Source organism: Blastomonas sp. CCH1-A6 (assembly GCF_001556365.1).
Lineage (GTDB): Bacteria > Pseudomonadota > Alphaproteobacteria > Sphingomonadales > Sphingomonadaceae > Blastomonas > Blastomonas ursincola.
Genome location: NZ_LSIS01000206.1, coordinates 1 through 17641, shown reverse-complemented (window position 1 = coordinate 17641; position 17641 = coordinate 1). Strand labels below are relative to the sequence as shown.

At 65.8% G+C, this 17641-nt stretch carries 20 protein-coding genes and 1 tRNA gene; 7 read left to right on the top strand and 14 right to left on the bottom strand.

The window, feature by feature from the left end:
• Nucleotides 1–7: 7 nt before the first annotated feature.
• The 5 genes from AX735_RS09160 to AX735_RS09140 are packed head-to-tail and all read right to left on the bottom strand — an operon-like array spanning nucleotide 8 to nucleotide 2857.
• Nucleotides 8–472, bottom strand: a complete 465-nt coding sequence (locus tag AX735_RS09160) for an SRPBCC domain-containing protein (protein WP_066278934.1) — start codon at nucleotides 470–472, stop codon at nucleotides 8–10.
• A gap of 18 nt (nucleotides 473–490) precedes the next feature.
• Nucleotides 491–1150, bottom strand: a complete 660-nt coding sequence (locus tag AX735_RS09155; RefSeq protein WP_066278898.1) for a glutathione S-transferase family protein — start codon at nucleotides 1148–1150, stop codon at nucleotides 491–493.
• On the bottom strand, nucleotides 1147–1932 hold the full coding sequence (locus tag AX735_RS09150) for a VOC family protein (RefSeq protein WP_066278896.1): 786 nt from the start codon (nucleotides 1930–1932) through the stop codon (nucleotides 1147–1149). Before AX735_RS09150 ends, AX735_RS09155 begins: the two co-directional genes overlap by 4 nt.
• 13 nt (nucleotides 1933–1945) lie before the next feature.
• Nucleotides 1946–2329, bottom strand: coding sequence for a DUF1428 domain-containing protein (locus AX735_RS09145; protein WP_066278892.1), 384 nt, complete (start codon nucleotides 2327–2329; stop codon nucleotides 1946–1948).
• A 36-nt stretch (nucleotides 2330–2365) separates the two neighbouring features.
• Nucleotides 2366–2857: a VOC family protein gene (locus tag AX735_RS09140; RefSeq protein WP_066278890.1), complete on the bottom strand. Its 492-nt coding sequence runs from the start codon at nucleotides 2855–2857 to the stop codon at nucleotides 2366–2368.
• A gap of 126 nt (nucleotides 2858–2983) precedes the next feature.
• Here AX735_RS09140 and AX735_RS09135 point away from each other — a divergent pair, with 126 nt between their 5' ends.
• Nucleotides 2984–3652, top strand: a complete 669-nt coding sequence (locus AX735_RS09135) for a winged helix-turn-helix transcriptional regulator (RefSeq protein WP_231750074.1) — start codon at nucleotides 2984–2986, stop codon at nucleotides 3650–3652.
• A 75-nt stretch (nucleotides 3653–3727) separates the two neighbouring features.
• Complete coding sequence (locus AX735_RS09130) at nucleotides 3728–5239, top strand: YifB family Mg chelatase-like AAA ATPase (protein ID WP_066278882.1); 1512 nt, start codon at nucleotides 3728–3730, stop codon at nucleotides 5237–5239.
• A gap of 46 nt (nucleotides 5240–5285) precedes the next feature.
• Here the strand turns inward: AX735_RS09130 and AX735_RS09125 are convergent, their stop codons facing one another.
• Nucleotides 5286–6068, bottom strand: a complete 783-nt coding sequence (locus AX735_RS09125) for a 3-hydroxybutyrate dehydrogenase (RefSeq protein WP_066278880.1) — start codon at nucleotides 6066–6068, stop codon at nucleotides 5286–5288.
• 155 nt (nucleotides 6069–6223) lie between these two features.
• On the opposite strand from AX735_RS09125, the gene AX735_RS09120 reads away from it, so the two are divergent.
• Genes AX735_RS09120 through AX735_RS09110 form a run of 3 tightly spaced genes read left to right on the top strand, consistent with a single transcriptional unit; the run spans nucleotide 6224 to nucleotide 8847 of the window.
• On the top strand, nucleotides 6224–7312 hold the full coding sequence (locus tag AX735_RS09120) for a patatin-like phospholipase family protein (RefSeq protein ID WP_082751018.1): 1089 nt from the start codon (nucleotides 6224–6226) through the stop codon (nucleotides 7310–7312).
• A 27-nt stretch (nucleotides 7313–7339) separates the two neighbouring features.
• Entirely contained in the window at nucleotides 7340–8095 is a 756-nt protein-coding gene (locus tag AX735_RS09115) for an acetoacetate decarboxylase (protein WP_023838102.1), read from the top strand.
• 14 nt (nucleotides 8096–8109) lie between these two features.
• Nucleotides 8110–8847 carry an acetoacetate decarboxylase gene (locus AX735_RS09110; RefSeq protein ID WP_066278877.1) on the top strand — a complete coding sequence of 246 codons (738 nt, stop codon included), beginning with the start codon at nucleotides 8110–8112 and terminating at the stop codon, nucleotides 8845–8847.
• 60 nt (nucleotides 8848–8907) lie between these two features.
• Here the strand turns inward: AX735_RS09110 and arsC are convergent, their stop codons facing one another.
• The 5 genes from arsC to AX735_RS09085 form a co-directional block, all read right to left on the bottom strand.
• Nucleotides 8908–9255, bottom strand: a complete 348-nt coding sequence (gene arsC / locus AX735_RS09105) for an arsenate reductase (glutaredoxin) (protein WP_066278872.1) — start codon at nucleotides 9253–9255, stop codon at nucleotides 8908–8910.
• Nucleotides 9256–9282: 27 nt separating this feature from the next.
• Nucleotides 9283–9786: a cupin domain-containing protein gene (locus AX735_RS09100; RefSeq protein WP_066278866.1), complete on the bottom strand. Its 504-nt coding sequence runs from the start codon at nucleotides 9784–9786 to the stop codon at nucleotides 9283–9285.
• 26 nt (nucleotides 9787–9812) lie between these two features.
• Nucleotides 9813–10346: a single-stranded DNA-binding protein gene (ssb, locus tag AX735_RS09095; RefSeq protein WP_066278861.1), complete on the bottom strand. Its 534-nt coding sequence runs from the start codon at nucleotides 10344–10346 to the stop codon at nucleotides 9813–9815.
• A 70-nt stretch (nucleotides 10347–10416) separates the two neighbouring features.
• Nucleotides 10417–12273: a ferrous iron transporter B gene (feoB, locus tag AX735_RS09090; RefSeq protein ID WP_066278858.1), complete on the bottom strand. Its 1857-nt coding sequence runs from the start codon at nucleotides 12271–12273 to the stop codon at nucleotides 10417–10419.
• Nucleotides 12270–12521 carry a FeoA family protein gene (locus tag AX735_RS09085; protein ID WP_066278852.1) on the bottom strand — a complete coding sequence of 84 codons (252 nt, stop codon included), beginning with the start codon at nucleotides 12519–12521 and terminating at the stop codon, nucleotides 12270–12272. Before AX735_RS09085 ends, feoB begins: the two co-directional genes overlap by 4 nt.
• A 101-nt stretch (nucleotides 12522–12622) precedes the next feature.
• Here AX735_RS09085 and AX735_RS09080 point away from each other — a divergent pair, with 101 nt between their 5' ends.
• A complete protein-coding gene (locus AX735_RS09080; RefSeq protein WP_066278849.1) occupies nucleotides 12623–14218 on the top strand; it encodes a phytoene desaturase family protein in 1596 nt (531 codons plus the stop codon).
• A 57-nt stretch (nucleotides 14219–14275) separates the two neighbouring features.
• Here the strand turns inward: AX735_RS09080 and tig are convergent, their stop codons facing one another.
• Together tig and AX735_RS09070 are read right to left on the bottom strand one after the other, a co-directional pair.
• A complete protein-coding gene (gene tig / locus AX735_RS09075; protein WP_066278844.1) occupies nucleotides 14276–15880 on the bottom strand; it encodes a trigger factor in 1605 nt (534 codons plus the stop codon).
• Nucleotides 15881–15947: 67 nt separating this feature from the next.
• A tRNA-Leu gene (locus AX735_RS09070) sits at nucleotides 15948–16032 on the bottom strand.
• Between the two features lie 127 nt (nucleotides 16033–16159).
• Between AX735_RS09070 and AX735_RS09065 the strand changes: the two genes are divergently transcribed.
• A complete protein-coding gene (locus AX735_RS09065; protein WP_066278843.1) occupies nucleotides 16160–16345 on the top strand; it encodes a hypothetical protein in 186 nt (61 codons plus the stop codon).
• Between the two features lie 9 nt (nucleotides 16346–16354).
• On the opposite strand, the gene AX735_RS09060 is transcribed toward AX735_RS09065, so the two are convergent.
• A partial coding sequence (locus AX735_RS09060) for an insulinase family protein (RefSeq protein WP_202189542.1) occupies nucleotides 16355–17641 on the bottom strand: 1287 nt, incomplete at its 5' end.

Here is a 17641-nt window from a genome sequence, read left to right as displayed (position 1 = left end):
AAATTGGTTAGCGCGCCTCGGCCAGCTCGGCCAGCTGGTCCGCCATGGTCGCCCAGCCTGTTTCGAACCCCATGGTCCTGTGCTGCTCGCACGCCTCTTTCGTCCAGTGCCAGGTGGTGGCGGTGTAATGCGTGCCCTCGCCCTCGGGCGCGATCTCCAGGCAGCCGACCATGAACGCGGCCTGCGGAATCCAGCCAGCGCGGAACGCATCGGTGAAGACGATGCGCTTGCCCGGCGTCACCTCGAGCAGCACGCCATCGCCTTCGTGGCTCTCGCCATCGGGACCGCGCATGATCGTCGCCATCCGCCCGCCCGACCGCCAGTCGATCTCGACGATCTCGGTCCGCCAGGGGCGCGGGCACCAGTAATCTTCCAGCTGTCCGGTCATCACCTGCCAGACCCGTTCCGGCGGCGCGGCAATGTGCCGGGTAACACGAAGGGGGTAACCGGGTTCGTCTGTGGCTTCGGTCATGGTCTTGTCTCCTGCCATTCAATCGCGGTTCGGTGCGCCGAGCGGGAAGAAACCGCGATAGGGGCGCGCCTCCTCGATACAGCGGGCAAAGGATGGTCGTGCGATCAGCCGGGCGCGATAACCTTTGAGGGCGGCGAAATGCTCGGGAATGGGGTGCGACCAGTCGGCATAGAAGAGCGCGGGGGCCGCGCCGCAATCGGCCAGCGTGAACGCGTCTCCCGCCGCCCAGACGCGGTCCTGCATGTGCGCGTCCAGCCAGCCATAGATGGTATCGAGCATCGCCCTGGCATCGGCGAGCCCGGCAGGATCGCGCTGGTCTTCGGGCCTGAGCGCATCGAACACCGTCTTCTGCTGCGGACTCATCACGTAATTGTCGATGATCCGGTCGAGCATCCGCACCTCGATCGCTGCTGCCGCATCGGCGGGGATCATCGGCGCGGGGCCGGGATGCGCGATCTGCAGATGCTCGATGATCGTGCTCGCTTCGATCACCGTCTGCGCGCCATCGCGCAGCACCGGAAACTTGCCGACCGGCCAGAGGCGGCGCAATTCGGCCTGGTTCTCCGGCTGATCGGGGCCGAGCATGCGGAACTCGAACGGCGTGTCGTTCTCGTACAGCGCGATCAGCACCTTCTGGCAATAGGACGAGAAGGGATGCGCGAAGAGCTGCAGCGTCATTGCGCAGCCTTTCTGGGCCCGACCAGCGAGAAGACCGCGCCCTGCGGATCGCGCCCGGTGATGATATAGTCGCCGCCCGGAATCTCTGACGGGCCGAACAGGATTTCGCCCTGGCGGACCGGGATGGTGCGCGCGGCGGCGTCGATATCCTCGACATAGAAGTAATGCGCCCAGCCGGGATGCGGCATGTCGTCAGGCTTGGTCATCATCGCCCCGATCAGCTCGCCATGGCGCAGGAACTCATATGCCCCCATCGGCCCCATATCCATCTCGCCTTCCTTCACCCAACCGAACAGCGTGGAATAGAAGGCCATGGCCCCCGCCTGATCGGTGGTGGTGAGCTCGTTCCATGCGCAGTGGCCGGGCTTGCCGCCATTGCAGACATAGGCGCGCGACGTTTGACCCGACTGGTCCTGCATCAGGTAGAAGGGAACGCCCTGCGGATCGGCGACCATGGCAAGGCGCCCGGTGGCGGGCAGGTCGCGCGGCCCCATATGCACCGTACCGCCAAGCGAGCGCAGGCTGGCGAGCGAGGCATCGATATCGTCGACCGCGACATAGCCCAGCCAGGCGGGCTGCGCGCCGCCAGCGAGCATGTCCGGGCTCAGCGCGAGGATGCCGCCGATGTCCTCGTTCCCAGCGCGGATGGTGCGATAGTCGATATCGGGCTGCTGCGAATCGCCATAGGTCCAGCCCAGCAGCGCGCCGTAAAAGGCCATCGCCCCATCGACATCGCGGGTCATCAGTTCGTACCAGACGAATTCGCCCTGTCGGTTGGTCATGCTCTCGCTCCCTTCAGGCGGTCAGTTCGACAACGGGGACAAAGCCGCCGAAGATCAGCCGCCTGCCGTCGAAGGGCATCGGGTTCTTCGCCGGGTCCATGCGCGGATCGACCTTGGAGGGGTCTTCCATCATCTCGCGCATCTTCGCCATCGCGGCATCGCGCGTCGCCTTGTCGGGCCATTCGATCCAGCTGAACAGCACCGCCTCGCCGTCTTCTGCTTTCACCGCGCGGCGGAAGTCGGTGGTATGGCCGTCAGGGATATCATCGCCCCAGCATTCGACGATGCGCAGCGCGCCCAGCTCCATGAACACCGCATCGCCCTGGCGCGCATGCTCGATGAACCTGTCCCGATTGGCCTCGGGGCAGGGAATGACGAAACCGTCGATATAGGTCATGGGTGTTGCTCCTTGTCGCAGAAGGGAAAGCAGTTTTCAGGCAGCGTCGGCGGCGGCCTCGATCGCGGCGATATCGATCTTCACCATCGCCGACATCGCATCGAACGCCGCCTTGGCGCGCGCCGGATCGGGGTCGGAGAGCAGTTCCATCATCCGCCGCGGCACGATCTGCCAGCGCACGCCCCAGCGGTCGTGGCACCAGCTGCAGGCGATTTCCGCGCCGCCCTCGGTGACGATGGCGTCCCAGAGCCGATCGGTCTCGGCCTGGTCGTCGGTATAGATCTGGAACGAGATCGCATCGCCATGCGGCTTGCCCGGCCCGCCGTTGAGCGCGACCCACGCCTGGCCGGCCAGCGTGAACTCGACGAGGATCACCGCGCCTTCAGCTGTCGAAGGGTTGCCAGACGGCGCGCGCACCACGCGCTCGATCCGGCTGTCGGGGAGGAGCCCGGTGTAAAAACGTGCGGCCTCTTCTGCCGCGCCATCGAACCACAGACAGGGCGCGATCTTGGGGGCTGTCTCGCTCATCCGGCACATCCTCGCTTGGCCCGGCCGCCTGTTTCTGCGACTCGGGGCTTTCGTTGCCGAGCGTGACTACCCGTGTTACAAAAAGCAACTGCTTAGTTATTATTTATAACCTCAAAGGGAGTAACATTGCCCAAAAGGCTGTATGACGATGCGTGCGGCACCGCGCATGCGCTGGAGCTGATCGGCGAACGCTGGGCACTGCTGGTGATGCGCGAGCTGATGCTCGGGCCGCGCCGGTTCAGCGAGCTGCGCGCCGATCTTCCCGGCATCAGCGCCAATGTGCTGACCCAAAGGCTCGAGGGGCTGGAGGAAAAGCACCTGCTCGTCCGCCGCCGCCTGCCGCCGCCCGCCTCCGCGCAGGTCTATGAGCTGACCGATTGGGGGTACGACGCCGAACCTTTGGTGCAGATGCTCGGTCGCTGGGCGGCGCGATCGCCCTGGCACGACCCGACACTGCCGATCAGCGGGGTTTCGGTGATGCTATCCTTCCGCACCATGATCGACCGCGCGCGGGTGGGGGATCTTGCCATTCGGGTGGGCTTCGTCTTCGGCGACATGACCTATGTCGGCCAGCTTGACGCCAGCGGCATCGCGATCGCGCGCGGCGCGGCGCAAGGCTGCGACCTCGTCTTTACCGGGACTCCGCACGCGCTCGCCGGCGCGGTCTATGGCGGGGTGCCGCTCGACGTGCTGGCAGGTGAGGGGCTGCTCCGCGCCGAGGGCGATCCGGCGCTGATCGCGCGGTTCCTGACGCTCTTTCCCTTGCCCGAGCGGGTGGAATTGCCTCCGGAATGACGCGATTCTGCCGATTCCGCTCGACTCCTTAACCTCGGCGCGTCAGGCTCTCGCTGGAACAAAAGGGGGGCGCTGATGGTCGCCATTGTCCAGACCGTGGCCTATCTGGGGCTGGAAGCGCGCAGCGTCGAGGCGCAGGTGCAGATCGCGCCCGGCATGCAGAAGGGCATCGCGGTGGTCGGCCTGCCCGACAAGGCGGTGGGCGAAAGCCGCGAGCGGGTGCGCGCCGCGATCGCCTCGCTCGGCCTGTCGCTTCCCCCTAAGCGCATCACCGTGAACCTCTCGCCGGCGGACCTGCCCAAGGAAGGGTCGCATTACGACCTGCCGATCGCGCTCGCGCTGCTCGCGGCGATGGGGATCATCGATGCCGAGCTGGTCGGCGAATATGTCGCGGTGGGCGAACTCGCGCTCGACGGGCGCATCGCTGCCTCGCCCGGCGTGCTGCTCGCCGCGCTGCACGCCTCGGCGACCGGCAAGGGGCTGATCTGCCCGGCGGCGCAGGGCGCGGAGGCCGCCTGGGCGGGCGGCATCGACGTGATCGCCGCGCCCGACCTGCTCACATTGCTCAACCATCTGAAAGGCAATGGCCGCCTCAGCCCGCCAAAACCGGGCGTGGCCGAAGAGCCCGCGCCCGGGCCGGACCTGCGCCAGGTCAAGGGGCAGGAAACCGCCAAGCGCGCGCTCGAGATCGCCGCGGCCGGGGGGCATAACATGGTGATGGTCGGCCCGCCGGGCGCGGGCAAGTCGCTGATGGCCTCGTGCCTGCCGGGCATCTTGCCGCCGCTCACCCCCCAGGAAGCGCTCGAGGTGTCGATGGTGGCGAGCGTCGCGGGCACGCTGGTCGATGGCCGCATCAGCCGTGCGCGGCCCTTTCGCAGCCCCCATCACAGCGCCTCCATGGCCGCGCTCGTCGGCGGCGGGCTGAAGGTGCGCCCCGGCGAGGTCTCGATGGCGCATCTGGGCGTGCTGTTCCTCGACGAGCTGCCCGAATTCCAGCGCACCGTGCTCGATTCGCTGCGCCAGCCGCTCGAGACCGGCGAGGTCAGCGTCGCGCGCGCCAATGCGCATGTCACCTTTCCGGCGCGGGTGCAGATGATCGCGGCGATGAACCCGTGCCGCTGCGGGCATCTGGGCGACCCCGCGCTCGGCTGCTCGCGCGCACCGAGATGCGCGGCGGACTATCAGGCCAAGGTCTCCGGCCCGCTGCTCGACCGGATCGACCTGCATGTCGAGGTCGAGGCCGTCACCGCCGCCGACCTGACCCTGCCCCCGCCCGCCGAAGGATCGCAAGAGGTCGCGGCAAGGGTCGCCGCCGCCCGCGCGCTCCAGACCCAACGCTATGCCAATATCAAGGCCCGCACCAATGCCGAGATCGACGGCGAGGCGCTGGAGCGCTTCGCCACCCCCGACGAACCCGCGCGCCAACTCCTCGCCCGCGCCGCCGAAGCGATGCGCCTGTCCGCGCGCGGCTATACGAGGGTGCTGAGAGTCGCCCGCACGATCGCAGACCTCAGCGGCGCGGAGACGGTGAGCCGGGTGCATGTCGCGGAGGCGCTGAGCTATCGCAGACGGGCGCCGGTGGGGTGACCAGCAGCGGAACCTCCAAAGCGGAGGCCCCACCGCCATCATCGCATCATTGCGCGGTCCAGCCGCCGTCCACGGGAATCGCGGTGCCGGTGATCTGCGCGGCGGCTTCGCTCGAGAGGAAGGCGGCGAGTTCGCCCATCTGTTCGGGGGTGGCGAACTGCTTGCTCGGCTGCTTTTCGATCAGCAGCTTTTCGGTCGCGGCCTCGACGCTGATGCCCTGTTCCTCGGCCATCGCCTCGATCTGCTTCTGCACCAGCGGGGTATGGACCCAGCCGGGGCAGATTGTGTTGCTGGTGATGCCGGTGCCAGCGTTTTCGAGCGCGACCACCTTGGAAAGGCCGACCACGCCGTGCTTGGCGGCAACGTAAGCCGCCTTGTGCTTGCTGGCGATCAGGCCGTGCACCGATCCGATATTGATGATGCGGCCAAAGCCCTTCTTCTTCATGTGCGGCAGCGCGGCCTGGATGGCGAAGAAGATTCCCGACAGGTTGATCGCGATCACCTGGTGCCACTTTTCTTCCGGGAATTCCTCGACCGATGCGGTGTGCTGGATGCCGGCATTGTTGACGAGAATGTCGACCGAGCCGAGCTTCTCGACGCACAATTCGACCATCGCGCGCACGTCATCGGGCTTCGACATGTCGGCATTGCTGTAGACGACCTCGACGCCGTATTTCTCGGCCAGGCCGGCGCGCTCCTTCTCGATCGCGTCGGCATCGCCGAAACCGGTGATGACCAGATTCGCGCCCTTGGACGCCAGAACGTTCGCGATGCCCAGGCCGATCCCGCTGGTCGAGCCGGTGACGATGGCATTCAAACCCTTGAGCATAAAAGATCCTCTTCAATTTCAATGCGGTTGCACGACGCGGCCCGGGCGATGTTCGCAGTTGCAGCGAATCACTCTTGCCGACTCGTCTAACGTGAGTTACCCCTAGGTTCCAACGGAAAAACTCGGGTTTCGCGACTGTTTCTGGGGGAACTACGATGGCCAAGGCTGGTCCGTCGTCGGCGGCTTATGCTGCGGATGCGAAACCGAAAAGTGACAGATATGTTGCAGCGGCGAACAGCAAGCCGGTCAATCTGGCCTTGCAGGGTGGAGGCGCGCATGGCGCCTTTGCCTGGGGCGTGCTCGACAAGCTGCTCGAGGACGGGCGGCTCCATTTCGATGCGGTGAGCGCGACCAGCGCAGGTGCGATGAACGCCACCGTGCTCGGTTATGGCCTGACCATCGGCGGCGCGGAAGGCGCGCGCGAGGAGCTCGCCAAATTCTGGAAGAAGATCAGCGACGAGGGCGCGAAGGGCCCGCTCCAGCCGAGCTGGATCGACAAGGCGCTGGGCAATCACAGCCTCGATTTCAGCCCTGCGTTCGTGTTCATGGACATCCTTTCGCGGGTCATGTCGCCCTATGAGCTCAACCCGTTCAATTTCAATCCGTTGCGCCAGGTGCTCGAAAGCAGCGTCGATTTCGACGTGCTGCGCGAAGGCTGCCCGATCAAGCTGTTCCTCTCGGCCACCAATGTCCGCACGGGCAAGGTGCGGATGTTCGAGAATCACGAGATCGGCCCCGATCAGGTGCTCGCCTCGGGCTGCCTGCCCTTCATGTTCCAGACCATCGAGATCGATGGCGAGGCCTATTGGGACGGCGGGTACATGGGCAATCCGGCGATCTTCCCGCTGATCTATGGCAGCCAGACCAGCGACGTGGTGATCGTGCACATCAACCCGCTCAACCGCGAGGAAGTGCCGAAGACAGCCAAGGACATCCTCAACCGCATCAACGAGATCAGCTTCAATTCCAGCCTGATGCGCGAGATGCGCGCGATCGCCTTCGTCACGCACCTGATCGACGACGGCCAGCTCAACGACGACAAGCACCGGCGGATGCTGATCCATTCGATCCAGGACGAGGTGTTCATGGAAAGCCTGGGGGTCACCAGCAAGCTGAACCCGGACTGGTCGTTCATGCAGAAACTGAGAGATGTGGGTCGCGCCTGTGCCAGCCAGTGGCTGGAAAATCACTTCGACGATGTCGGGGTGACATCATCGACGGATATCAAATCCTTCTTCCTCTGATCTCCACCAAAAAGGGGCTGTCCTGCCATGACGCCTGAAGAAATCCTGAAACTGCCTTCGATGCCGGCGGCCGCGCCCAGCTATCCGCTGGGGCCGTATCGCTTCATCAACCGCGAATTCATGATCGTCACCTACGAGACCGATCCGGTCGCGCTGCGCGCCGCGGTGCCCGAGCCGCTGGTCCCGAACGAGGAAAATCTCGTGCTGTACGAATGGATCAAGATGCCCGACAGCTCGGGCTTCGGCGATTATACCGAAAGCGGCATCGTCATCCCCTGCACCTTCAACGGCGAGCCGATCAACTATACCGCGCAGATGTATCTCGACGACCAGCCGCCGATCGACGGCGGGCGCGAGATCTGGGGCTTTCCCAAGAAATATGCACTGCCCAAGCTGGTGGTCGCATCGGACACGCTGACCGGTACGCTGAGCTATGCCGGCCAGACCGTGGCGATGGGCACGATGGCGTACAAGTGGCAGGAAGCGCCCGGGGGCTGCGAGGCGCAGGCCAAGTCGATGACCAAGACTTCGTGCAATCTCAAGATCATCCCCGATGTCGATGGCAGCCCCAAGATCTGCCAGCTCGTCGCGTACAATCTGGAGAATATCACGGTGAAGGGCTGCTGGGTCAGCCCCGCGCGGCTGCAGCTGATCCCGCATGTCAACGCGCCGGTCGCGGACCTGCCGATCCTGCGCATCGTTGGCGGCAAGCATTTCGTCAGCGACCTCACCCTGCCGCACGGCCGGGTGCTGTTCGATTACATCAAAGACGCCGCGGGCTGAGGGAGGACGCAGTCATGAAAAAGCAGGATGTGCTGAAACTCAGCTCGATGCCGCTGCAAAGCCCCACTTACCCGGTGGGCCCGTACAAGTTCTTCGAACGCCAGTACATGATCGTCAGCTATCGCACCGATCCGGCGAAGATCCGCAAGATGCTGCCCGAACCGCTCGAGCCCGATGGCGATATTGTCTCGGTCCAGTGGCTCGACCTGCCCGATGGCGAGGGCTTCGGGGCCTATTCGGCGGTGGCGCAGGTGATCCCGTGCACCTTCAACGGCGAGAAGTGCAATTTCCTGACCCAGATGTACGTCGACAACTGCCCGCCGCTCGCCGGGGGCCGCGAGATCTGGGGCTATCCGATGAAATACGGCATCGCGAAGCTCAAGACCGTGGGCGACACATTGACCGGTGAGCTGACCTATTCGGGCCAGGCCGTCGCGCATGGCACCATGGTCTACAAGCATGGGGGGCCGACCGATCTCGCCGAGATCGAATCGCTGCTGGGGCGCACACAGGTGACGCTGAAGCTGATCCCGGACATCGACGGTACGCCTGCCATCGCGCAGCTCGTCGGCATCAATTTCGAGAATATCGTGGTGAAAGGTGCCTGGACCGGCCGGGCGCGGGTCGAGCTGGTCGATTCGGTCAACTGCCCGCTCGCCGACCTGCCGGTGCTCGAGCATGTCGGGGGCTTGCACCTCGTCACCGACATGACGCTGCCTTATGGCCGCGTGCTGCACGACTATCTGGGCTGATCGGGCTGCAAGCGAACACTCCCGAACCCGGCGTGGCGATCGCTGCGCCGGGGTTTCGTGTCAGAGCAGTTCCTGCACCGTCTCGCTGGGGCGGCAGAGCTTCACCGCGCTGTCGGTCACCACGATCGGGCGGTTGATCAGGATCGGGTGCGCCATCATCGCGTCGATGATCGCCGCATCGGTGACATCGGCCCCGTCGAGGCCGAGTTCCTTCACCAGCGGCTCCTTGGCGCGCAGCAGGCCGCGTGCGCCCTCGCCCGCACGTTCGATCAGGCTTTGCAGCGTCTCGCGCGAGGGCGGAGTCTTCAGATATTCGATGACCTCAGGCTCATGCCCCGCCTCGCGGATCGCAGCCAACACGTTGCGCGAGGTGCCGCATTTGGGGTTGTGGTAAATGGTAAAGCGCATGTTGGCCTCGTGTCCGGTTGTTTGATTTCAGGGCTCGCCATCCCAATAGTCCAGGCTTTCGCGGCTGCGCTGGATTACCTCGAAGGGATGCTCCCGAAACAAGCCAGCTTCGGCCATGAACTTTCCCGAATCGGGATATTCGTAGATTTCCGGGTCGTCCTGCGTACTGATCGCGAGATATTTGAGCGGCGCGTCTGACGTGTTGATGATCTGGCGCGGGTAATCCGGCCCCGGCGGCACGGTGATGACATCGCCAGCACCAATGGGAACGTGCTCGCCCGCCACCCTCAGCGTACCGCTGCCTTCGAGGATGACGAACATCTCTTCCTGGGCATGGTGCAGATGATAGGGACAGGCGATCTTGCCCGGTGCCACGACCAGCACCGCCGCGCCCAATTTGCTCGCCGCCGTCCCCTCGGTGACCCGCGCATGGCGGAAATCGACGCTTGCGGTGCGGGTACGATGCTCGAGCGGAACGGTATCGAAGTTTCGGATCAGCAGCGCCTTGAGCGCCTCGGCCCTGTCCGTCATCGCACCGACCCGCCGTCAGCGACCGATCAGAACGGCACGTCGTCGTTGAGATCGTCGTCGAAGCCGCCGCCGCCCCAGCCGCTCGACGAGCCGCCGTCGTTGAAGCCGCGCGAGCTGCCCGAGCTTCCGCCCGAAGAGCCGCCCCGCGAGCCGCCGCCATAATCGCCGCCGCCGCCGCCCATTCCGCCGCCACCGCCGCCACGGCCCTGCGCGCTGTCGAGCATGGTCAGCACCGCGCCGGGGCCCTGCAGCACCACTTCGGTTGTGTAGCGGTCATTGCCTTGCTGGTCCTGCCACTTGCGGGTGCGCAACTGGCCTTCGACATAGATCTTGCTGCCCTTGCGCAGGAAGCGCTCGGCCACGCCCGCCAGGCCATCGCCGAACACCGCGACAGTGTGCCAGTCGGTGCGCTCCTGCTTCTCGCCGGTATTGCGGTCCTTCCAGCTCTCGGTGGTGGCGAGGCGGAGATTGGCGACCTTGCCGCCATTGGCGAAGCTGCGGACCTCGGGATCGGCCCCCAGATTGCCGATCAGGATGACCTTGTTGACGCTGCCCGACATATGCTTTCCTCAGGATTTTGATGCTGTGATGAGTGTTGCCCGGCACTATGCCGATGGCGCGATGACGCGTCTATAGACCGAATGCCGTCGCAGTCCAGAACGTGATGCCAGCCGCGATCCAGGCCAGGCCAAAGAGGTAGCCGACCATGAACATCGGCCATTTCCAGCCATTGGTCTCGCGCCGGGTGACCGCGATGGTCGAGATGCATTGCGGCGCGAACACGAACCAGGCGAGAAAGGCGAGCGCGGTCGGCAGCGACCAGCGCCCGGCGAGCCGCTCACCCAGCGCCTGGGCCTGTTCATCTTCGTCGGTCGCGTCGATCGCATAGGTGGTGGCGAGCGCCGAGACCGCGACCTCGCGGGCCGCCATCGCGGGGATCAGCGCCAGCGCGATGTCGCGCGAAAAGCCGATCGGCGCGACCACGGGTTCGAGCACGCCGGCGATGCGTCCGGCGGCGGAATATTCGGACTGGCTCATGCTGCTGCCCGGCGGCACCTGCGGAAAGCTGAGCAACAGCCACAGGCCGATGGTGACCGCAAAGATGATCGTGCCCGCGCGGCGCAGGAACAGCCAGGCGCGCTGCCACAGGCCGAGCGCGAGATCGGCCAGGCGCGGCATCTGGTATTTGGGCATCTCCATCAGGAAGCCGCTCGCCCCGCCCTTGGCGACGGTCGAGCGCAGGACGAGCGCGACCACCATCGCGCCGATGATGCCGAAGACATAGAGGCCGAACAGCACCAGGCCCTGCAGCCCGATGCCGGGGCCGACCGCGATCTGGGGAATGAACGCGGCGATGATCACGGTGTAGACGGGCAGCCGCGCCGAGCAGGTCATCAGCGGCGCGATCAGGATGGTGGTGAGCCGGTCCTTCTCGTCCGAGATGCTGCGCGTCGCCATGATGCCGGGAATCGCGCAGGCAAAGCTGGAGAGCAGCGGGATGAACGAGCGGCCCGACAGGCCGACGCTCGCCATCAGCCGGTCCATGATGAACGCGGCGCGCGCCATATATCCGGTCGCCTCCATCATCAGGATGAAGAAGAACAGGATGACGATCTGCGGCAGGAAGACGACGACCGCGCCGACGCCCGCGATCGCGCCATCGACGACCAGCGAGCGGAAAAAGCCTTCGGGAATGACCGCCGTGGCCAGTTCGCTCAGCGCGCCCGCGCCCACCTCGAGCGCATCGGCAAAGGGCGATGCCCAGCTGAACACCGCCTGGAAGATCACGAACAGCAGCGCGAACAGGATCAGCGGGCCGGCAAAGGGGTGGAGCAGCACGGCATCGGCGCGGTCGGTCCAGCGGCGGCTCTGCGTCTGGCTGACGATCGCGGCAGTCGCGATATGCTCGGCCCGGCGGCGCCGCGCGCGCATATCGGGCTCACCCAGCGGCGCGTGCGGCACCTGTTTCGCCAGGATCACCGCATCGAGCGCGGCGGCAAGATCGGTCAGGCCACGCCTGCGCACCGCGACGGTAGGGATGACCGGCACGCCCAGATCCGCCGCGAGCCGCGCCGCATCGAGCGTGAGCCCGTCGCGTTCGGCGAGATCGACCATGTTGAGCGCGATGACGGTCGGCAAGCCAAGCTGCAGCAGTTCGAGCGCGAAGACCAGATGCTGATCGAGATTGGCCGAATCGAGCACGATCACCAGCGCATCGGGCTGGCGCTCGCCCGCTTGGGCACCCATCACCACGTTGCGGGTCACCGCCTCGTCGGGGCTGGTGGGGTCGAGGCTGTAGCTGCCGGGCAGGTCGATCAGCTCGGCAGGGCGGCCATCGGCAAAGGCGAAGCGGCCCGATTTGCGCTCGACGGTGACGCCGGGATAGTTGGCGATCTTCTGCCGCGCCCCGGTTAGCGCGTTGAACAGCGCGCTCTTGCCGGCATTGGGGTTGCCGACCAGCGCGATCAGCGGCTGATGGCGGGTCATGCGATAGGCTCCGGTTCGCGCAGCGTGATCGCGCGGGCATGGACGCGGCGGATCGCCACGGTCATCCGCCCGATATCGAGCGCGATCGGATCGCGGCCGAAAAAGATGCCGCGCCGGCGGATCGAGACCATCGCGCCTTCGTCGACGCCGAGCGCGCGCAGCCGCTTGCCCTCGTCTGGGGGCAGGATGCTCCAGTCGATCGCGGCAATCTCCGCGCGCTGGCCGGTGGGAAGCTGGTCAAGAAGCATGGTTTTGCGAACCGCTATCAATATCCGCAAGCCCACGCCAGCGATTTCTTGGGGCCGTACGCGGTTGGCGAGGGCGCAAGGCTGGGCTAGGCCTTCAATCCATGGCGAAGAGCGACACACAGCCGGATGCGATCATCATCGGGGGCGGGCATAACGGACTGACCTGCGCCTTCTATCTCGCGCGTTCGGGCATGAACGTGCGCATCGTCGAGGCGCGGGGCGTCGTCGGCGGCGCGGCGGTGACCGAGGAGTTCCATCCCGGTTTCCGCAATTCGGTGGCGAGCTATACCGTCAGCCTGCTGCAGCCGCGCGTCATCGCGGACATGGGGCTGGTGCAGCGCGGCTATCGCGTCATCGAGCGGCCCGTTTCCAATTTCCTGCCGCTGCCCCAAGGCGACCATCTGATCCTGGGCGGGGGGCTCGAGCGGACGCAGGCCGAGTTCGCGCGCTTCTCGAAGCGCGATGCCGAGGCGCTGCCGGGCTATTACGCGATGCTCGACCGGGTGGCCGATGTGCTGCGCAACCTGGCGCTGCGGCCGCCGCCCAATATCGGCAGCGGCATCGCCGGTCTGGTCGAGGCGCTGACCACCGGGCGGCTGCTCTCGCGGCTGTCGCGCGACGTGCAGCGCGACGTGCTCGAGCTGTTCACAAAGTCGGCGCGCGAGTTCCTGAACCAATGGTTCGAGAGCGCGCCGGTGCAAGCCGCGTTCGGCTTCGACGCGGTGGTCGGCAACTATGCCAGCCCGGATACGCCGGGCTCTGCCTATGTGCTGCTCCACCATGTCTTCGGCGAGGTGAACGGGAACAAGGGCAGCTGGGGGCATGTCGTCGGCGGCATGGGCAGCATCACCCGGATGATGGCCGAGGCGTGCGCTGAACAGGGCGTGGACATCCGCCTGAACAGCCCGGTCGATCAGGTGCTGGTCGAGGGCGGACGCGCGGTCGGGGTGCGACTGGCGAGCGGCGAGGAGATGTGGAGCAGCCGGATCATCGCCAATGTCGGGCCGAAACTGCTCTATGGGCGGCTGGTGCCCGAAGCCGCGCTGCCTGACGATTTCGCGCGGCGGATGCGCGGCTATGCCACCGGGTCAGGCAGCTTCCGCATGAATGTCGCGCTTGATCGGTTGCCCAACTTTGCCAGCCTGCCCGGAGCGGGCGAGCATCTGCGTGCGGGGATCGTGATCGCACCCAGCCTCGATTACATGGACCGGGCGTTCACCGACGCCAAGGCGCACGGATGGTCGCGCGAACCGATTGTCGAGATGCTGATTCCCTCCCAAGTCGACGACAGCCTCGCGCCGGCGGGACATCATGTCGCGAGCCTGTTCTGCCAGCAGTTCGATCCCGCGCTCGCCTGGACGGAAGAGCAGGAAGCTGCGGCGGCGGACACGATCATCGGCACCGTGGAGGCGCACGCGCCCGGCTTTCGCGCTTCGATCCTGGGGCGGCAGATACTCAGCCCGAAAGGCCTGGAGCGCAAATTCGGGCTGGTCGGCGGCGATATCTTCCACGGACGTATGAGCCTCGACCAGCTCTGGGCGGCGCGGCCGGTGCTGGGCCATGCCGATTATCGCGGGCCCTTGAAGGGCCTGTACATGTGCGGATCGGGCACGCATCCGGGCGGCGGCGTCACCGGTGCGCCGGGGCACAATGCCGCGCGCGCGATCCTGGCCGACCGGCGCTGGCGGCGGACATGAAAAAACCCCCGCGAGACGGGCTCGCGGGGGCTTTTCTGTGTTCGTAGCGCGGAAGGATCAGGCCTTCTTGGCAGCGGCCTTTTTCGCCGGGGCCTTCTTGGCAGGCTTTTCGGCGGCCTCGGCGGTTTCGGCGGGAGCCTCTTCCTTCTTGGCAGCGGCCTTCTTCGCCGGAGCCTTTTTGGCGGGCTTGGCTTCGTCAGCCGCCTCAGCCGGAGCGGCTTCGGCTTCCGCGTCCTTCTTCACCGCAGCCTTTTTGGGCGCGGCCTTCTTGGCCTTGGGCTTTTCGTCGTGGCTGTGGTCATGGCCGCAATCGGGACCATGGACATGGCCGTCCTCGTCCGCCTCGATCGCCGCTTCCAGCTCCTCGCGGGTGACCTTGCGGTCGGTGATCGTCGCCTTGTCGAACAGGAAGTCGACGACCTTGTCCTCATAAAGCGGCGCGCGCAGCTGGGCAGCGGCCATCGGCGTGTTGCGGATATATTCCGCGAAGCGCTGGCGGTCTTCCTGGCGATACTGCTGCGCGGCCTGCGCGATCAGCATGTTCATTTCCTGCGCCGACACTTCGACGCCATTGGCCTGGCCGATCTCGGAGAGCAGCAGGCCAAGACGCACGCGGCGCACCGCGATCGCGTGATATTCGTCGCGGTCCTTTTCCATCTCGGCGCGAGCAGCCTCGACATCCTCTTCCTGTGCGGCTTCCTGTTCGAGCTGCGCCCAGATCTGGTTGAACTCGGCTTCGACCATCGAGGGTGGAACCTCGAAGTCATGATTGGCGGCCAGCTGGTCGAGCAGGCGGCGCTTCATGTGCGTGCGGGTCAGGCCGTTCAGTTCCTGCTCGAGCTGGCCCTTGATCAGGCCGGTCAGCTGCTCGAGACTTTCGAGGCCCAGCGACTTGGCGAAATCGTCGTCGAGCTTGGTCTCGCCCGGCTTCTTCACCTCGCCGACGACGATGTCGAAGGTCGCGGCCTTGCCCGCGAGATCCTTGGCACCGTAATTTTCCGGGAAGGTCACGTTGATCACGGCTTCGTCATTGGCCTTCAGGCCGACGAGCTGGTCCTCGAAACCGGGGATGAGCTGGCCCGAACCGATGACCACGGCCATGCCTTCGCCCTTGCCGCCTTCGAACGGCACGCCATCGACCTTGCCTTCGAAGTCGATGACGACCTGGTCGCCTTCCTTGGCCTTGTAGCTCTTGGGCGCGGTGTCATAGCTCTTCTGGCCGTCGGCGATGCGCTGCAGCGCCTCGGTCACGGCTTCCTCGGCGGGCTCGACCGTCAGGCGCTCGAGCGTGATCGAATCGATCGCCGGGGTGGGAACCTGGGGCAGCACTTCGAGCGAGACCTTGACCTCGGCATCCTTGCCGGCGGCATAGTCCTCGTTCAGGTCGACTGAGGGCTGGATGGCGGGGCGCAGATTGTTGTCGCGGATCGCCTTGTCGACGCTTTCCTGGATCGTGGCGTTGAGCGCGTCGGCGTGAATCGATTCGCCGTGCATCTTGCGAATCAGGTTGGCGGGCACCTTGCCAGGGCGGAAACCGGGCATGCGCACCTGCGGCGCGATCTTCTTCACCTCCGCATCGACCCGGGCGTCCAGATCCTTGGCGGGGATGGTGATGGTATAGGCCCGCTTCAGGCCCTCGTTCAGCGTCTCGACAATCTGCATCGGCTTAAACTCTTGTCTTTCCATAATAAGAAAGGGCAATCCCACCCTTTCCCGGCCATCCATGCGATGGTGCGGGCGAAGGGACTTGAACCCCCACATCTTTCGATACCAGAACCTAAATCTGGCGCGTCTACCAGTTTCGCCACGCCCGCGTCGCGGTAATCAAGCGTGCGCGTCTAAAGAAGGTTGCCGCAAAGGGCAAGGGGGCGCATCCCGCGCGATGTCTCGCCCGCAACCGCTGTACCGGCGGCGCGTAGGTCGAACGAAAGGAGCCTTTTCATGGCCACACGTCCCGACGACCCCAAGATCCCCGCCCCCGACCGAATCGAGCCGCAGAGCCCGCCCGAACTGCCGGTCAACGAGCCGCCGATGGAAGACCCGGTGCAGCAGCCGCCCGAGATCGATCCGGTCGGCCCGGATATCGTCGAGCCCGGCCGCGGGCCCGACGAGATGCCGACGAGCTGATCGGCCGCATCACCGACCCGAGGGGGCAGGTGCCTCCTCGGGCAGCACCACGAACGACCAGGCCTTGTCGCGTAGCAGATATTTGGCGGCAAGCGCCTGCATCTTTTCAGGCGTGGTCACCGTGTAATCGGGCAGGATCGTGCGCAGCGCCGAAATCCGGCGCGGATCGCGCGTGGCGCCCTGCAGCTGGTTGAGCCAGAAATTGTTGCCCGTGCTGGCGCGCGAGACGAGCTGCCGCAGCGGCTCGGTCGCACGAGCCAGCTCGTCCGCATCCACCGGCTTTGCCGCAAGATCCGCCGCGATGGTATTGGCGATCTCGAAGAACTTGGCGACATTTTCCGGCGCAAGTTGCCCGATCACGCCGATATAGCCGCCCTGGTCGAACGCGATCGGCCAGTTGTTGACCACCTGAGGTGCATAGCTCGCGCCGGCTTGGGCCCTCAACTGGTCGAACAGACGGCTGTTGAAGATCGCGGTCAGGATCTCGAGCTGGCGGCTTTCCTGCACGCCCTCGAGCCCGCCACCGGTCGGCCAGCCGATGAACGCCGCCGCCTGATCGGGCGCGCCCTCGTGCCGCACAACCACCGGCTCGCTGTTCGGGGCCGGGAAGCGCACCGTCGAGGGGCCCGCCACCACCGGCACCGGCTGGCGTGGCGGCAGGGCACCAAAGGTCTTTTCCAGCGCGGCAATCGCCTCTGCCCGGTCGAAATCGCCGAACAGCAGCACCTCGATCGGCCCCTGTTGCAACAGCGGTTCCCAGGTCGCACGGAACGCCTCGGGGGTCAGCTGCGCGGCTTCTTCCGGCCCCGGCACCTTCCAGCGCGGATCGCGGTCGCGGGTGAGATAGTTGAGATCGCGTTCCAGCACGGTCTGCGGCGACATCGAGAAGCTGCGATAGGCAAGCTCCGTCCCCGCCTTGGCGCGGCGGACGGGGTTCGCATCCCAGCGCGGCGCGGCCAGCTTGGTCGCGAACAGCTTGAGCTGGTCCTCCAGATCGGCGCGGCGGGTGTCGGCGGAGAACGAGAACGCGTCGTTCTCGACGTCGAAGCCGAAACCGATGCGGCGGCCATTGGTCAGCCGGTCGAGCCCTTCCTGGCCGATCTCGCCGATGCCGCTCGCCACCAGTGCCGATTGGCCCGCCCAGACCAGCGAGGGCTTGTCCGCCGGAAACGCCTGATAGCCGTTACCGAAGCGGACCTTGACCATGATCTTCGAGACTTCGGCGTCATTGGGATAGAGGATCGCCTTCACCCCGTTCGACAGCTCAATCATCTCGATGTCGAGCAGCTGGAGATC

Coding starts and splice junctions, on each gene's coding strand:
- AX735_RS09160 (WP_066278934.1), bottom strand. CDS start 472: ATGACCGAAGCCACAGACGAACCCGGTTACCCCCTTCGTGTTACCCGG.
- AX735_RS09155 (WP_066278898.1), bottom strand. CDS start 1,150: ATGACGCTGCAGCTCTTCGCGCATCCCTTCTCGTCCTATTGCCAGAAG.
- AX735_RS09150 (WP_066278896.1), bottom strand. CDS start 1,932: ATGACCAACCGACAGGGCGAATTCGTCTGGTACGAACTGATGACCCGC.
- AX735_RS09145 (WP_066278892.1), bottom strand. CDS start 2,329: ATGACCTATATCGACGGTTTCGTCATTCCCTGCCCCGAGGCCAATCGG.
- AX735_RS09140 (WP_066278890.1), bottom strand. CDS start 2,857: ATGAGCGAGACAGCCCCCAAGATCGCGCCCTGTCTGTGGTTCGATGGC.
- AX735_RS09130 (WP_066278882.1), top strand. CDS start 3,728: ATGGTCGCCATTGTCCAGACCGTGGCCTATCTGGGGCTGGAAGCGCGC.
- AX735_RS09125 (WP_066278880.1), bottom strand. CDS start 6,068: ATGCTCAAGGGTTTGAATGCCATCGTCACCGGCTCGACCAGCGGGATC.
- AX735_RS09120 (WP_082751018.1), top strand. CDS start 6,224: ATGGCCAAGGCTGGTCCGTCGTCGGCGGCTTATGCTGCGGATGCGAAA.
- AX735_RS09115 (WP_023838102.1), top strand. CDS start 7,340: ATGACGCCTGAAGAAATCCTGAAACTGCCTTCGATGCCGGCGGCCGCG.
- AX735_RS09110 (WP_066278877.1), top strand. CDS start 8,110: ATGAAAAAGCAGGATGTGCTGAAACTCAGCTCGATGCCGCTGCAAAGC.
- arsC (WP_066278872.1), bottom strand. CDS start 9,255: ATGCGCTTTACCATTTACCACAACCCCAAATGCGGCACCTCGCGCAAC.
- AX735_RS09100 (WP_066278866.1), bottom strand. CDS start 9,786: ATGACGGACAGGGCCGAGGCGCTCAAGGCGCTGCTGATCCGAAACTTC.
- ssb (WP_066278861.1), bottom strand. CDS start 10,346: ATGTCGGGCAGCGTCAACAAGGTCATCCTGATCGGCAATCTGGGGGCC.
- feoB (WP_066278858.1), bottom strand. CDS start 12,273: ATGACCCGCCATCAGCCGCTGATCGCGCTGGTCGGCAACCCCAATGCC.
- AX735_RS09085 (WP_066278852.1), bottom strand. CDS start 12,521: ATGCTTCTTGACCAGCTTCCCACCGGCCAGCGCGCGGAGATTGCCGCG.
- AX735_RS09080 (WP_066278849.1), top strand. CDS start 12,623: ATGGCGAAGAGCGACACACAGCCGGATGCGATCATCATCGGGGGCGGG.
- tig (WP_066278844.1), bottom strand. CDS start 15,880: ATGCAGATTGTCGAGACGCTGAACGAGGGCCTGAAGCGGGCCTATACC.
- AX735_RS09065 (WP_066278843.1), top strand. CDS start 16,160: ATGGCCACACGTCCCGACGACCCCAAGATCCCCGCCCCCGACCGAATC.